We start from the raw sequence: 14,934 nt of genomic DNA on the forward strand, positions 1-14,934 counted from the left end.
GCCAGATCAAAACAAAATTCCGGGAAATGTCGAGCCCGTTGGCGACACCGCTCAGGCAAACCATTGCATGATGAAATAAATCGACGCCTTCGCCAGACCGTAAATCACGCCGCCGGCGATGACGAGCGACACCGTCGTCATGATGAAGCCGATGAGTGCGAAGAGCCCGTCACGGCCCATAATGCCGAAAGCGAAGACCGAGATGGTGATCGCCGGCAGGATGTTGCCAAGCGGAACCGGCAGCACCAGCACGATCGAAAGCAGCAGACAGGCGAGGCCGGCGAAATATTCCGCCGGCGGCTCGGCGAAGATCGCAAGCCTCGGCTTCAGCATGCGCTCGGCCCAAGCGAGCCAGCGATGAACGCGCCCGACAATGGTCTCGAAGTCCTCCCGCCGCATCGAGCGGTTTGCAATCGCCTTCGGCAGCCAGGGTTTGAGCCCGAAGGTCAGTTGCACCGCCAGGAAAACCAAAGGCGCGCCGAGCACGGCCGAGGTTCCGGGCGGTGTCGGAAAGGCGTTCGGCAGCGCAAAGATCAGCATCAGCGCGCTGATCGCCCTGTCGCCCATCGTCTGGAACAGGTCGCCGATCGAAATCCATTCCCGGCTCTGGTCGGCAGCCAGCTGCCGCAAGACGGCTGAAAGGCGGCGGCCTTTGGGACGTGGCGGACGTGGTCTTCTGCGTCTGTTGGAATCGGCGTTTTCGATGGTCATGATACCGGTGAATGGTGGAAATGTCGGGCTGAATTCTGGCGAGGCAATATGCCAATTGAATGACTTACGAGGCAGAAATTGTGGCGCGGCGTCGATCATGTCCACCTCGTTCATCCGGTGCGGCATCATACGGCACAACCTGGCCCGACCGCGAATGAAGGCTTGTATTTCCCCGCCAACAGTGCGAGCAGACACCAAAGACCCAAAGAGATGGCGGGGTGGCAATGATCATTTCATTCGACATCGGCGGCTCCGCCATCAAGGGCGGCATCGCCCGCTCCGAAAAGGACATCGTCCCCCTCGGCCGCCGGCCGACACCGAAGGAGGATTTCTCCGCTTTTGTCGAGACCCTTCGCGACATCATCGCCGAGACCGGCGAAGAGCCGAGCCGCATTGCCCTCTCCATCGCCGGCGTCGTCGATCCCGATACGCAGCGGCTGACCTGCGCCAATATTCCGTGCATCCACGGCCGCACGCTGGCCGCCGACCTCGAAGCCGAACTCGGACTGCCGGTACTGATCGCCAATGACGCCGACTGCTTCGCCATGGCCGAAGCCGGCCTCGGCGCTGGCCGAGGACACCGCATCGTCTTCGGCGCCATCCTCGGCACCGGCGTCGGCGGTGGCCTTGTCGCCGAGGGGCGTCTCGTCAACGAGGCCGGTGGTTTCGCCGGTGAATGGGGTCATGGCCCGATCATCGCCTCGGCGGCCGGAAATCCGTCCGTCGCCATTCCCGCCTATGCCTGCGGCTGCGGCCAGAAGGGCTGCGTCGACACCATCGGCGGCGCCCGCGGGTTGGAGCGCTTGCACAAAACATTGCATGATCTCGACCTTTCGAGCGAAGAGATCATCGATGCGTGGCGGCAAGGGGAGAAGAAAGCGACGCGCACGATCAACGTCTATGTCGATCTCGTCGCCTCGCCCTTGGCGCTGACGATCAACATAACCGGCGCCACCATCGTTCCGGTCGGGGGCGGGCTTTCCAATGTCGAGCCGCTGCTGGCCGAGCTCGACCAGGCGGTGCGCGGCCGCACCCTGCGCAAGTTCGACCGTCCGCTGGTGGTGCCCAGCCAATGCCGCATCGAACCCGGCCTGATCGGCGCCGCGCTGCTGGGGCTGAAGGCTGAAGCAGCCGTGCTTTAAAGTACCGGCCACATCCGCACGATCGCAGCAAACCGGTCCCAGTCTTTGCGTTCCAATGAGGTCCACGCGGCTTCAGCGACTGCCGAAAGCCGCGGAAAGACCAGCCGGTTGAAATAGGCGCGTGAGAGGAAGTTTTCAGTCCAGATGCACGCCTGGATGCCGCGCATCTTTTCCCGCAGCGCTTCCGGCAATTCGCCCTCGGCCTCGTAAGCATAGGTATGTTCCGGCGGTGCATGGCCCGCCCAGCTCGCACCGGGCTCCTCCCAGGCTTCATCCTGCGCCATGTCGAGATAATAGGCTTGGCCAGGCGTCATCACCACGTCGTAACCTTGCTGCGCCAGCTCGATCCCGACCGCAGGCTTTTCCCAGGCCATCAACAACGTGCCGTCGCGATCGACGCCGCCGCCATGCGAGACCTCGTTCCAGCCGGCAAGCTTCCTGCCGCGCTTCGACAGCATCGTCTTGATGCGCTTCAGGAAATAGGATTGCAGCTCGGCCGTGCCGGCAAGTTTCTCCCGCTCCATCAAAGCCCTGCAGAGCGGCGAGGAAAGCCAGGCGCCATTCGCCACCTCGTCGCCGCCGATATGGATATATTCGCCGGGAAACAGTGAGGCCATCTCGTCGAACACCTCGCCGAGAAATTCATAGGTGAATTCGACCGCCGGGTTGAGGGCGTTGTTGGGATAACCCTGCACCGCGCGGTAGCTTTCCGGCGCCTCCTGCCCGTCGACGAGTGCGGGCAGCGAGAACAGCGTCGCGGTGCTATGGCCGGGAACGTCGATCTCCGGCACCACCTCGATATGCAGCGCCGAGGCATGCGCGACGATCCGCCTGACATCCTCCTGCGTGTAATGGCCGGAGCGCGGCTCCGCCCCGTCGCCAAGCTGCGGCACGAGCATCTGGTCCGGCCCGCGCCGCGCGCCGATCTCCGTAAGCTCCGGATAGGCCTTGACCTCCAGCCGCCAGGCTTCGTCGTCGGTCAGGTGCCAATGAAAGATGTTGAGCTTGTTCCAGGCAAGAATATCGATCAGCCGCATGACGTCCGTGACCGGAAAAAACTGCCTGGCCACATCGAGATGGCAACCGCGCCAGTCATATCGCGGTTGGTCGGCGATCGTGCCGAAATTCGGGAATTTGAAGCGCTCCCGATCGGCACGCGCGCCGTGCATCAGTTGCGCCAGACTGATCAACCCATAGTGCTGGCCCGCCTTATCTGCGCTGGAGAGCACGACCTCCTGCGCGGCAAATCGTAATTCGTAGGCGAACGCAGCGATCGACGATTCGGTGACGAAACGAATGACGCGCCCGCCCTTTACGGCGCTGAGCGAGAATGGCACGTTTTCGGCCGGAAAGAGCCGCTGGTAGAGCGACAGAACCAGGGACAACGCCTTAACCGCCTCGGGCGGTGTCCTCTCGTCCGGAAAAAGGACGACCGGCAGCTCTCCCGCCTTCAACCCAAGCGCCAGCGGCCAGGGCAGCAGCGAATATGGCTCCTCCGCGCGGCCCGACGGCAGAAGCGGCGGCGCCGCACCGCCATCCCGGCCTTCGAGAATGAGATCGCCGAAACCGACGGGAAGATGGCGCCCGTCGCCAAGTGTGAGATAGGCCGATTTGACGCCCGATGTCGCATGTTTCGGCTCCCGGGTCAGCCCTTCGACGGTAAACCGCCAGCACCCGCCCGGCGGCACGCTCAGCCCCTCGGGCGGCAGGAATTCATGAAAATGCGCGATCTGCCGCTTGAGGCTGCCGCCGTCGCAGACATGCGTGTCGGCAGCCCGCGTCTCCGACGTATAGGCGAGCGAGAAGCCGGAAAGAGGCTCGGAGGAAAGGTTGAAGAGCGTTAAGGTCAAGCGCCCGAAACCGCCTTCGATCGGACGCCAGCTCGTTTCCAGACGATAATCAGCCATGATCGCGCCCTCCTCGTGGTGAGCGGCCGGGTTCGCGGTGCTCCCCCGGCATGCTTTCACGAGCTTAGCTTTTTCGAGGCGGCAAGGGAATCGGCGCGAGCCCAGGCGAAGCAACCTCGAAAGGAAAACGGCGCGGCTTTCGCCGCGCCGCCTTCACTCGGCTGCCAACGCCGGCGGATGTCTGTCATCCGCCTCTTCCTGGACGGCGTCGGCATCCCGCCCTGGCTCGTCCTTCGCCTTCGGCTCGCGGCCGAAGAACAGGGCGTAACCGGCGGGCAGAACCAGAATGGTGAGCACTGTGGCAACCAGGATGCCGCCCATCATCGCAAAGGCGAGCGGACCCCAGAAGACGCCGCGGGAGATCGGGATCAGCGCCAGCACGGCGGTCAGCGCCGTCAGCATGATCGGCCGGAAACGCCGAACGGCCGCGCCGACGATCGCTTCCTGCCGGTGCATGCCGGCCTTGATATCCTGATCGATCTGGTCGACCAGGATGATCGAGTTGCGCATGATGATGCCGAGCAGCGCGATGACGCCGAGGATCGCCACGAAGCCGAAGGGCGCGCCGCTGATCAGCAAGGCGGCCGCAGCCCCGATGATGCCGAGCGGCCCGGTGGCAAGCACCAGCATCGCCTTGCCGAAATGCTGCAGTTGCACCATCAGCAGCACGATGATGACGGCAAGCATGATCGGCGCCTTGGCCGCGATCGACATCTGGCTTTCCGCCGCATCCTCGGCGCCGCCCTGGATCTCGACCTTGTAGCCGGCAGGCAGGCTGTCGCGCAGGTCCTTCATGTCGGCATACATCTTCATGACAACGTCGTTCGGCTGCACGCCGTCGGGCAGCGTCGCGCGCACCGTGATCGTCGGCAGTCGGTCGCGCCGCCATTCGATGCCCTGCTCCATGACGGGCACGACCTTGGCGACCTGCGAGACCGGCACGAAGCCGCCGAAATCCGTCGGCACATAGACGGAGTTGACGGCCGACAGTAGCGAGCGACTGGCATCCGGCTCGCGGGCTACGATCGAGACCGTCTCCTCGCCGTCGCGGAAATCGTCGAGCGCAGCGCCGGACATGGCAGTCTGCAGCATCTGGCGCACGCGCTGCGAGGTGACACCCAGCGCCCGGGCGCGGTCCTGATCGATCACCAGCTTCATCGCCGGAACCGGCTCCAGCCAGTCGTCATGGATGGCGCCAAGCATCGGATTGGCGGTAAAGCGCGCCTTCACCTGATCGGCAATTTCACGCACTTCCTGGCGGTCAGGTCCCATGACGCGCATCTGCACCGGCCAGCCTGTGGGCGGGCCGAGGAACAGGCGGTCGACCTTGCCGCGAACGTCGGGGAAATCTTCCGCAAGGATGGTGCGCAGCTTGACAATCAGCCGTTCGCGCGCCGGTTCGTCCTTCGCCATGACCAGAAGCTGGGCGAAGTTCGGATTGCGCAGCTGCTGGTCGAGCGGCAGGAAGAAGCGTGGTGCACCTTCGCCGATATAGGTTGCGATGAACCGCTTATCGGGGTCGTCCATCATCTTCGCTTCGAGCGCCTTTGCCTGCACCTCGACTTCCCGAATGCTGGTGCCTTCGGGCAACCAGAGATCGACGAGGATCTCAGGCCGCGAGGATTGCGGGAAGAAATTCTGCGGGATGAACTGGAACGCCCAGAGGCTGGTGACGAATGTCCCGAGCGTCAACAGCAGTACGATGACCCGATGGCGAACCGCCCAGCCGACCGTGCCGCGCAGCCGGCGATAGAAGCCCGTGTCGAAAGCGTCGTGATGCTCGCCGGCGTGATGGCGCTGCTTGAGGATCATGTAGCCGAGCCACGGCGTGAAATAGACCGCGACGAACCACGAGGTGACAAGCGCGATGCCGACGACGTAGAACAGCGAGCGCACATATTCGCCGGCCGTCGATGCGGCGAAACCCACGGGGATGAAGCCGGCCGTGGTGATCAGCGTGCCGGTCAGCATCGGGAAGGCGGTCGAGGAATAGGCAAAGCTTGCCGCCTCGATCTTGACCAGCCCCTCCTCCAGCTTTCGCTCCATCATCTCGACGACGATCATCGCGTCGTCGACCAGCAGGCCGAGCGCGATGATCAGCGCGCCGAGCGAGATGCGCTGCAGGTCGATGCCAAGTTCGTACATCAGCGCGAAGGTGGCGGCGAGGACAAGCGGAATGGCGATGGCGATGACGAGGCCCGAGCGCCAGCCGATCGACAGGAAAGAGACGACAAGCACGATGACCAGAGCCTCGCCGAGCGCATGCATGAATTCGCTGATCGCATCCGTCACCACGTCGGGCTGGTTGGCGATCTGGTCGACCGCAACACCGTAAGGCAGCGCCTCCTCGAAGCGATGATAGGTCGCCTCCACGTCTTTGCCGACATCAGTCACGTTGAAGCCCTTGGCCATGACGACGCCGACCTGGACGCTGTCATGGCCGTTGAACCGATATTTGCGCTGGTAGGGATCTTCGAGCCCGGAACTGACTGTGGCGATATCGCCCAGGCGCGTCACCTGGCCGCCGGCGCGCAGGCGCAACTCGCGGATATCGGCCGCCTTCTTCACGTCGCCTTCGACCGAAATGCGCACCGAACGGAGGCCGGTATCGACGGAGCCTGCCGGGTCGACATTGTTCTGGCCCTTGATGGCGTTCTGCAGGTCGAGGATCGTCAGGCCGCGCTCGGCGAGCGCCTTGGACGAGACGTCGATATAGATTTTTTCCGGCTGGTCGCCGATGATGACCGCCTTCTCGACGCCTGGTGTCGTCAGCAGCATGTCGCGCGCCTGGATCGCGTATTTCTTCAGTTCCGGATAGGAATAACCCTCGCCGCTGATCGAATGCAGCGTGATGAAAGTATCGCCGAACTCATCGTTGAAATAGGGGCCGAGCAGGCCCTGCGGCAGTTCGTTCGCGATGTCGCCGACCTTCTTGCGGACCTGATAGAAGGCATCCGCCACCTCCTGCGAATTCGTGTCGCCCTGCACCTGCAGGGTGATGATGGCGCTGCCCGCCCGCGTATAGGATTTCACCCAGTCGAGATGTGGCGTTTCCTGCAGCTTGCGCTCGATCTTGTTGACGACCTGGTCTTCCATTTCCTGGATGGAAGCACCCGGCCAGAGCGCCTGGACGACCATGACGCGGAAGGTGAATTCGGGATCCTCGCGCTGGCCCATGCGCATCAGCCCGAGCACGCCGGTGATGATGATCAGCCCGAAGAGGAAACGCGCGATGCTCGGATGTCCGATCGCCCAGCGCGACAGATTGAAAGGCCGCTTCTCGGTGGTGGTGGCGTCCATGGTCTTGTGTCCTTTCGACGCGATCAGCGCACCGTCTGATCCGTAGCAACCAGGGCCGACTGCTGATCCGGCACCTTCACCTTCAGGTCCTCGCTCATGAATTGGGTGCCAGCCGCAACGACGAGATCGCCGCTATCGAGACCCTCGGTCACATGCACGCCGTCGGCGGTGAAATCGGCGACCTTGATGGCGCGGCCATGCACCGTCGCCGTGTCGCGGTCGACGGTCCAGACCATTTGCTTGCCGTCCTTCTCAGCCAGGGCGCTCAGCGGGATCGCGACATAGCTGTTACCGTTGTTGACATCGGCTTCGATCGTCGCCGTCATGCCGAGCAATACGCGCTGATCGTTCGGCAGGCTCACCCGAACCGCAAAGGTGCGCGACTGCTGGTCGGCGCTGCCGGAAACCTCGCGCACCTTGCCGTCGAGCACCAGCCGATCGTCCGCCCAGAAACTGGCCTTGACCGTCTTGCCGGGCTTGAATTCGGCAATGTCGTTTTCCGGGACCGCGATTTGCACTTCCTTTTCGCCGTCGACTGCAACGGTGACAACAGGGCTGCCGGAGCCGACGACCTGGCCGATATCGGCATTTATCGCGGTGACGATACCGCTCTGGCCGGCCCGGAGTTCGGTGTAGCTCACCTGGTTCTTCGCCTGATCGAGTGCCGAGAGCGCTGCATCGCGCTGCGAAACAGCCTGGTCATGGCTGAGCGCGGCTTGCTCCAGCTGCGACTTCGGAGCGACGCTCTTGTCGAACAGTTGCTCGGCGCGCTTGTTGGCGAGATCGGCGGTTTCGACGCCCCTTTCCGCAGCGGCGAGATTGGCCTCCGCCGTCTTGACGGCGAGCTGGTAATCCGTGGCATCGACCCGGGCGAGAACGTCGCCCGGCATCACCCGGTCGCCGATATCGACGAGCCGCTCGGTGATCTTGCCCGCCACCCGGAATCCAAGATTCATCTCCGTGCGCGCCTTGACCGAGCCTGAATAATCAAGCTTGCGGGTATCGTCGGCCCTGGCGATCTCGACGACCTTCACCGGCCGGATAACTTCCTTGACCTCAGCGTTTTCTTCCGAGCAGGCGGAAAGGCCGATGCCGATGGCGCCGACGAGCACGAGGCTCGCGACGGACGGCATGCGATTACTGACGGTCTTCAGCGAAAACATCTTCCGCACTCCTAGATCGTTTCGGGATTTCCGGCGGCCTTTGCCGTCGCTTATTTCTTGAGCGCCCTGATCACGTAATCGATCAGTTCGTCGACGCTTGCGCGGTTGGTTTTAGCAAGACATTGGGCCACCATCTGCGGATGGACGAGATTGATCGTCGCCGCGCCGAAGCAGCGTGAAGCAACGACCGGATCCTGCTCGGCGAATTCCCCGGCTGCGATGCCCTCGGCGATGATCTCGGCGATGAGATCATGGACGCGATCGATATGTTTCTCTATCACATGCCAGTCGCGCTCGATCGCGACGATGATCATCTCGTGCACCTTCATCTCATCGAGCATCAGATCCAGCGTCAGTTGATGCTGGGTTTCGACATAGCGGCGCAACCGCTCGCTGGCGCTGATCGGCTGATGGCGGATGTCGTAGGCGATTTGATAGGCGGTAGCGAGCATGCGCCCGCAAAGCGCCTGATGGATTTCCACCTTCGAAGCGAAGAAACGATAGATATTGGCTGGCGACATGCCGAGATCGCGGGCGATGTCGGCCACCGTCGTCTTGCTGTAACCGTAGTGACGGAACAGCCGCTCAGCCGCGTCGAGAATGCGCGTGACATTCTCCTGCCGCGTGACGTCGAGCGTATTTTCCGCGATGTCGTTCATGAGTTTCGATGCCTCGAGTTACGACTGACGAATTTTGAATTTCCTCAGTCGTAAGATATCAGCTGTCATTTGTCAATGCCACGGATACCCACGGATTGAGCACGGTCAATTTCGGAACGATCTGACGATGACCCCAATGAAAGTGCCGCGACGTTAGACGCGCGGCACTTCATCGGCAACAGGCAGGAAAATCAGGCGAGCTTGACGTCGAGCGTAATCGGAACGGCGGCGAGCGCCTTGGAAATCGGGCAGCCGGCCTTCGCCTTGTTGGCAAGCTCGGTGAAAGTTGCCTCATCGGCGCCGGGAATGCGGCCGGAGAGCGAAAGGTGGATGGCGGTGACGGCAAAGCCACCCTCAACACTTTCGAGCGTCACCTTGGCGGAGGTTTCCATATGCTCGGCATTGAAACCGGCTTCGCCGAGGATGAGCGACAGCGCCATGGTGAAGCAGCCGGCATGGGCAGCACCGATCAGTTCTTCCGGATTGGTGCCGGGAATGCCTTCGAAACGGCTGGCAAAGCCGTAGGGATAGTCCGTCAGCGCGCCGCTCTGGGTTGAGATCAGGCCCTTGCCATCCTTGAGTCCACCGGCCCAATGAGCCGAAGCCGTGCGATTGATCTGCATGCCGTCCTCCTGTTTTCGATTGAGCTTTCAGAGCATGATGCCGAAAAGTGTGAACGGTTTTCGGACGACATCATGCCCTCACTTTATCAAGCAAGCGGCGGGGCGCCGCTGCGTGCCGGCGGGAGATTGGATAGGCTCCCCCGCAGAACAATATAACGCTCTATATCGAGAAGACGACAGGCCTGTAAAAAGCCAGCACGAATTGAGCATTTTTCAAACGGGATGCTGCAGCACGCTCAGGCCGCCGTCGACCGTCAGGCAGGTGGCATTCATGAACGGGCATTCGTCGGAAATCATGAACACGGCCGCCATGGCGATTTCCTCCGGCGTCGCGATGCGGCCGCCGGGATGCAGTTTCATCGTCTCGGCCTTTGCCGCCTCCGGATCCGGAAAGCTGTTCCAGTAATCGATCACCTTCTGGGTCGCGACATAGCCCGGGGCGAGGGCGTTCACGCGGATATTGCGGGGCGCATATTCAAGCCCCAGGGATTTCGTCATCCCGAGCAGCGCGTGTTTGGCGAGCGGATAGGGAAAGGTGTGCGGAATGATGGTGAAGGCATGCGTGGAGGCGATATTGAGGATGACGCCGCCGCCCCGCTCGATAAAGCCGGGGAGCACCGCCTTGGAGCAATTCCATGCTCCCTTCAGATTAATGTCGAAGCAGCGGCTCCACGCCTCGTCCGTCGTGTCGAGCGGTTCGGCGAAGACGTTGACCCCGGCATTGTTGACAAGCGCATTTAGCGTCCCGATCTCGTCATTCGCCTGCGCAACCGCCCTCGTGATCGTTCCGCTATCGGTGATATCGGCCGGCAGATAACCAACCCGGCCGCCGGTGCTCGCGACCTCTCCCGCTGCCTGCGCCAGCAGCGCCCCATCGCGATCGATGAGATACACGGCGGCATCCTCCCGAATGAACGCCTTGGCGATCGCAAGGCCGATACCCTGCGCGGCGCCCGTGATCAGGATGTTTTTGCCTTGCAGCCGACCACCCATCTATCTCACCTCCGATTGAACCGGCAGCCCGGACATCAGGATCGTCATCTTGCCGGCAATGACCTCACCTGGCGAAAGCGGCGCGAGTCCGCCGAAATCGGCCAGGTGATGACCATTCGGAAGGTGGCTCATCGGCTCCAGGCAGAAAAAGTCGCTGCGGTCGACCGGCACATAAAGCATGAAGCGATCAAGCGCACCCTCGGCTTCCAGCGCCGCCTGAATTCCAAGCTCCGGCCAGGCGATGGCCGCTCGCCCATTCCAGCCCTCGAAGGCATTGTTCATCCATTTTTGCGGCAGCAGCTTGCCGGATCTGAAATCGAACTCGTCGGGCACAGGGCCGGCCTTCTCAGGAAGATGGTCGGGCCGCTCGTTCCAGTAGCGCTCGGCCGCAATCGCCAGCCTCGTCTCTGGCGTCCGGACAAAGAAGGGATGTTGACCGAGCCCGAAGGGAAGCGCGGTTTGCCCCCGGTTTTCCACGGAAAGCGTCAGCGCCAAGGTATCGCCGGTGAGACGGATCTCCTGCCGGGTCAGATAGGCATAGGGTGAAACTTTGTCGGCGGGGCGGGAAAAGCAGAACAGCGCATGCGCCGGGCTAGCCTCTTCAAGCTCCCAAAACCCGAGCCAGCCGTCGCCGTGCCGATAGAGCGGATCGGAAGTATTCGGCAGGAAGGCATAGTCGCGTCCGGCAAAGGACATCCTATTGCCTTCGACACGATTGCCGAACGGCACCATCGCAAAATTCGCCATCGCACCATCTGGCCCGCCGGCCGCCACGAGAAAGGGTGTCCCCCGATAGGTCGCAGCGGTGACGGCAGCGCCTGCGCGGCTGACCCGAACGGCGAGGTCGCCATGCCTCAGCTCGATTTCGTCCCCTGCCCGCTTTTGGCTCATCCTCGTCGTCCCGCAGCCGAAGATCTCAAATTGTCGAGCAGCACCGCGATCAGCAGGATCAGCCCACGCACGACATATTGATAGAATGCCTGGATATTCAGCAGATTCATAACATTTTCGGCAATGCCCATGATCAGCACGCCGACGATGACGCCGCTCATCGCCGCCCGGCCGCCCGCTAGCGAAACGCCGCCGAGAACGCAGGCCGAGATCACCGAGAGCTCGAGCCCCGTCGCCGCATTCGGCTGGCCGGACGTGATGCGCGAGGCCAGCAGGATGCCGGCAATGCCGCAGACGAGGCCCTGCAGCGCAAAGATCCAGACGCGCATGTTGACGACATTGACGCCGGCAAGCCGCGAGGCTTCGGGATTGCCGCCGATCGCCAGCGTATTCTTGCCAAAAACGGTGCGGTTGAGCACGAAGCCGAAGAACACGAAAAGGATGAGCATGATCCAGATCGGCGTCGGCACGGTAAGGAATCGCGACAGGGCAAGCTGGTAGAACGTCGGATCGTTGATGCCGACGGCGCGGCCATCCGAGGCGATCAGCGCCAGCCCGCGGACGATCTGCATGGTCGCGAGCGTGGTGATCAATGCGTTGATGCGAAAGCGGGCGATGACGATACCGTTGACGAAACCGACGACGGCGCCGCACAGCAGGGCGGCCAGCAACCCGACGGGAATGGAGCCCGTTGCGTTCGAGACCATCACTGCGGCCATGCCGGAGAAGGCGACGATCGATCCGACCGAAAGATCGAAATCGCGGGAGGCAAGGCAGAACATCATCGTGCAGGCGACGATGCCGATTGTGACGACCGACTGCAGCAGCCCCAGCATGTTCCGCTCGGTCAGGAAGTTCGGAACGAAGAGCGAGACGATCACGAAGGCGGCAGCGAAGATCACCACCAGCCCCTGTTCGCCGAGAAGGATTTTTTTCAACGAGTTCATCGTCCTGTTCCTGATGCTAGATGGTGCCGGCTGCATTCTTGTCGGGAAGAGCCGCCGTCAGAATGCTGCGCTCGTCGAAATCCGGCCGGGCGACATCGGCCGCCACCCTGCCCTGGCACATCACCATGATGCGATCGGAGATGCCCATCACTTCCGGCAGTTCGCTTGAAATCACCACGATCGCCATGCCGCCGGCCGCCAGCTCATAAAGAATTTCATAGATTTCCGACTTCGCCCCGACGTCGATGCCGCGCGTCGGCTCGTCGATCACCAGAACCCTGATGCCCTGTTCGGAAAGCCAGCGGCCCAGGATGACCTTCTGCTGGTTGCCGCCGGAAAGATTGATGATGTCCTGCTTGCGCGAGGGCGTCCTCACCCGCAGCCGGGAAATGAATTCATCCGCCAACGCCGCCTCTTTTTTCGGATTTAGAATCCCGAAGGGAGAGAAATGCCGGCGCGACGAGATGGCGATATTCTCTTCGATCGACCGTCCCTGAACGATCCCGTCGGACTTGCGATCCTCCGGGCAGAGCACCATGCCGGCATTGATCGCCGCTTTCGGATCGTTCGGCGAAACCGCGGCACCGTCGATCGTCACTTCGCCCTGATTCCTGGCATCGGCGCCGTAAAGCAGCCGCGCCATCTCACTGCGGCCGGCGCCGATCAGGCCGAAGAAGCCCAGAATCTCGCCCCGGCGGACGGAAAAACTGATCGGATTGCGCAGCCTCGACCCCGACAGGCCCTTGACCTCCAGCCGGATGTCGCCGAGCGGGCGCTCGCGCCATCCCCATATATCGCTGATCTCGCGGCCGACCATTTCGGCAATGATCTGCTCGCGCGTCGTGTTCTTGATCTCGGAATGATGGGCGGCAAGCCTGCCATCGCGTAGCACTGTCAGGCTGTCGCAAAGCCGAAAAATCTCGTCGAGGCGATGCGAGACGTAGAGGATGACGGTTCCCTTTGCCTTCAGCCTACCGATGAGCGAAAACAGGATTTCGCTTTCACGCGAGGAAAGCGAGGAGGTCGGCTCGTCAAGTGCGATCACCCGTGCATCGAGCATCACCGCCTTAGCGATCTCGACCATCTGCCGCGCGCCGATCGAAAGTGAGGCTACCTTGGCGGACGGATCGACATCGATGCCGATCTCTTCGAGCTTCGATCGCACGGTCTCGACCAGCGTCTTCGAATGAATGACGCCGCCCTTGGCGGGAAAGCGTCCCAGCCATAGATTTTCGGCAACCGTCAATTCCGGAACAAGCTGCAATTCCTGATGGATGACGATGACGCCCGCATGGAAGGCGTCGCGAACCGATCCGTATTTCTGCTCCTCGCCGTCAATGAGGATGTGGCCGCCATCGGCGGCCTGATCGCCCGACAACACGCGGATCAGCGTCGACTTTCCTGCCCCGTTCTCACCCATGAGACCGCGCACGGCGCCCTTCTCGACCGTGAAGGAGACGTCCGACAGCGCCTGCACGCCGGGATAGGCCTTGGAAATATGCCTGAATTCGAGGAAAGCCATCACCGCTCCACCGACAAGGACCCGGCGGCACGCGGAGCGGCCGCCGGACGTTCATCATCCTGGGAGGATGGTCACTCGATGCCGAGATCCTTGCGGACCTTCTCGTAATCGCCGCGCAGCGCCAGCGAACCGGAAGTCAGCGTCAGTTTTGCCGGCTCCTTGTCGTTGGCGATCCAGTCGTACATGTTCAGCGCCGTTTCGTAGCCGTGGCGCTTCGGCGAGATGATGACGGTACCGAAGAAGCCGGTCGCGGCCGGCTTCTTGAACTCGTTGATCGCCGATTCCGCACCGCCGATCCCGACGCCGATGACGTTTTCCGCCGGTATGCCGACCGACTCGGAAGCACGGACGGCGCCGAGCACGGCCTCGTCGTTGAGGCCGAAGGCGACCCAGTATTTGACGTCGGCATGCTTGTTGAGAACGGTGGTTGCCGCGTTGAGCGCTGCTTCGGTATCGGTCTTCGCCTGCGGCGCGTCATAGATGTTCTCGGCCGGGAAACCGGCGGACTTCAGCACCGAGACCGCACCTTCGACGCGGTCGACGGCGGTCGGCAACTGGTCATAAGTGACCCGCACCGCGCCGACGTTCTTCATGTCCCAACCGCGCTTCTTGATCTCGTTTACGATTGCCTGCCCGACGGTTTCGCCGATCTTGGTGGCCGAAATACCCATATGGGGCACATCTTCCAGCGGCTTGCCGTCGGCGCTGACGAGGCGGTCGTCGACCGTCATCAGCTTCAGCTGGTTGGCTTCGGCCTTGGCGACGATGCCGGGGCCGAGCTTGACGTCGGGCGTGCAGATGATGAAGCCTTGCGCACCCTGGGCGCCGAGATTGTCGATCGCCGACTGAACCTTCTCGCCGTCTTCGGCGCCGATCTTGACGACGGTGAAGCCTCTTTCCTTGGCCGCCTGGTCGGCGAATTTCCATTCGTCCTGGAACCACGGCTCTTCGGGTTGCTTGACGATGAACCCAATCTTGACGTCTGCGGAAAATGCCGAGCCGGCCGCCAGAATGGCGAACGTGCCAGCCAGGATGGCTGCTTTGAACAAGCGCATGTCTCTCTCCCTAAATCTAGC

The 14,934-nt window shown here is 62.2% G+C and carries 12 protein-coding genes; 1 reads left to right on the forward strand and 11 read right to left on the reverse strand.

From position 1 onward, the window contains the following. Positions 1-51 precede the first annotated feature (51 nt). On the reverse strand, positions 52-630 hold the full coding sequence (locus GA0061105_RS17590) for an exopolysaccharide biosynthesis protein (protein WP_208601663.1): 579 nt from the start codon (positions 628-630) through the stop codon (positions 52-54). Positions 631-935: 305 nt separating this feature from the next. Between GA0061105_RS17590 and GA0061105_RS17595 the strand changes: the two genes are divergently transcribed. Further along, a complete protein-coding gene (locus GA0061105_RS17595; protein WP_064694223.1) occupies positions 936-1,853 on the forward strand; it encodes an ROK family protein in 918 nt (305 codons plus the stop codon). Here the strand turns inward: GA0061105_RS17595 and GA0061105_RS17600 are convergent. From GA0061105_RS17600 to GA0061105_RS17650, 10 genes are all read right to left on the reverse strand, one after another. After that, positions 1,850-3,760, reverse strand: a complete 1,911-nt coding sequence (locus tag GA0061105_RS17600; RefSeq protein WP_092751800.1) for a beta-N-acetylhexosaminidase — start codon at positions 3,758-3,760, stop codon at positions 1,850-1,852. The two genes, GA0061105_RS17595 and GA0061105_RS17600, sit on opposite strands and share 4 nt — an antisense overlap. 153 nt (positions 3,761-3,913) lie before the next feature. Then, on the reverse strand, positions 3,914-7,060 hold the full coding sequence (locus GA0061105_RS17605) for an efflux RND transporter permease subunit (protein ID WP_092751802.1): 3,147 nt from the start codon (positions 7,058-7,060) through the stop codon (positions 3,914-3,916). Between the two features lie 23 nt (positions 7,061-7,083). Next, entirely contained in the window at positions 7,084-8,223 is a 1,140-nt protein-coding gene (locus GA0061105_RS17610; RefSeq protein ID WP_092751804.1) for an efflux RND transporter periplasmic adaptor subunit, read from the reverse strand. A 50-nt stretch (positions 8,224-8,273) separates the two neighbouring features. Next, positions 8,274-8,882 carry a TetR/AcrR family transcriptional regulator gene (locus GA0061105_RS17615; RefSeq protein WP_092751806.1) on the reverse strand — a complete coding sequence of 203 codons (609 nt, stop codon included), beginning with the start codon at positions 8,880-8,882 and terminating at the stop codon, positions 8,274-8,276. A gap of 191 nt (positions 8,883-9,073) precedes the next feature. Beyond that, positions 9,074-9,505 (reverse strand): OsmC family protein, encoded by a 432-nt coding sequence (locus GA0061105_RS17620; protein ID WP_092751808.1) that lies wholly within the window; start codon positions 9,503-9,505, stop codon positions 9,074-9,076. Positions 9,506-9,718: 213 nt separating this feature from the next. Beyond that, entirely contained in the window at positions 9,719-10,498 is a 780-nt protein-coding gene (locus GA0061105_RS17630) for an SDR family oxidoreductase (RefSeq protein ID WP_064694218.1), read from the reverse strand. Next, complete coding sequence (locus GA0061105_RS17635; RefSeq protein ID WP_092751810.1) at positions 10,499-11,389, reverse strand: aldose 1-epimerase; 891 nt, start codon at positions 11,387-11,389, stop codon at positions 10,499-10,501. Next, positions 11,386-12,336, reverse strand: coding sequence for an L-arabinose ABC transporter permease AraH (araH, locus tag GA0061105_RS17640; RefSeq protein ID WP_064694216.1), 951 nt, complete (start codon positions 12,334-12,336; stop codon positions 11,386-11,388). Before araH ends, GA0061105_RS17635 begins: the two co-directional genes overlap by 4 nt. Before the next feature lie 16 nt (positions 12,337-12,352). Beyond that, positions 12,353-13,858, reverse strand: a complete 1,506-nt coding sequence (araG, locus tag GA0061105_RS17645) for an L-arabinose ABC transporter ATP-binding protein AraG (protein ID WP_092751811.1) — start codon at positions 13,856-13,858, stop codon at positions 12,353-12,355. Positions 13,859-13,929: 71 nt separating this feature from the next. Continuing rightward, positions 13,930-14,913 (reverse strand): arabinose ABC transporter substrate-binding protein, encoded by a 984-nt coding sequence (locus GA0061105_RS17650; protein ID WP_092751813.1) that lies wholly within the window; start codon positions 14,911-14,913, stop codon positions 13,930-13,932. Positions 14,914-14,934: the final 21 nt, after the last annotated feature.

It is taken from the genome of Rhizobium aethiopicum (assembly GCF_900094625.1).
In the GTDB taxonomy this organism is placed as follows: Bacteria; Pseudomonadota; Alphaproteobacteria; order Rhizobiales; family Rhizobiaceae; genus Rhizobium; species Rhizobium aethiopicum.

Bases quoted from the DNA above. Each gene is read 5' to 3' on its own strand.
- GA0061105_RS17595 (WP_064694223.1), top strand. From the start codon at position 936: ATGATCATTTCATTCGACATCGGCGGCTCCGCCATCAAGGGCGGCATC.
- GA0061105_RS17600 (WP_092751800.1), bottom strand. From the start codon at position 3,760: ATGGCTGATTATCGTCTGGAAACGAGCTGGCGTCCGATCGAAGGCGGT.
- GA0061105_RS17605 (WP_092751802.1), bottom strand. From the start codon at position 7,060: ATGGACGCCACCACCACCGAGAAGCGGCCTTTCAATCTGTCGCGCTGG.
- GA0061105_RS17610 (WP_092751804.1), bottom strand. From the start codon at position 8,223: ATGTTTTCGCTGAAGACCGTCAGTAATCGCATGCCGTCCGTCGCGAGC.
- GA0061105_RS17615 (WP_092751806.1), bottom strand. From the start codon at position 8,882: ATGAACGACATCGCGGAAAATACGCTCGACGTCACGCGGCAGGAGAAT.
- GA0061105_RS17620 (WP_092751808.1), bottom strand. From the start codon at position 9,505: ATGCAGATCAATCGCACGGCTTCGGCTCATTGGGCCGGTGGACTCAAG.
- GA0061105_RS17630 (WP_064694218.1), bottom strand. From the start codon at position 10,498: ATGGGTGGTCGGCTGCAAGGCAAAAACATCCTGATCACGGGCGCCGCG.
- GA0061105_RS17635 (WP_092751810.1), bottom strand. From the start codon at position 11,389: ATGAGCCAAAAGCGGGCAGGGGACGAAATCGAGCTGAGGCATGGCGAC.
- araH (WP_064694216.1), bottom strand. From the start codon at position 12,336: ATGAACTCGTTGAAAAAAATCCTTCTCGGCGAACAGGGGCTGGTGGTG.
- araG (WP_092751811.1), bottom strand. From the start codon at position 13,858: ATGGCTTTCCTCGAATTCAGGCATATTTCCAAGGCCTATCCCGGCGTG.
- GA0061105_RS17650 (WP_092751813.1), bottom strand. From the start codon at position 14,913: ATGCGCTTGTTCAAAGCAGCCATCCTGGCTGGCACGTTCGCCATTCTG.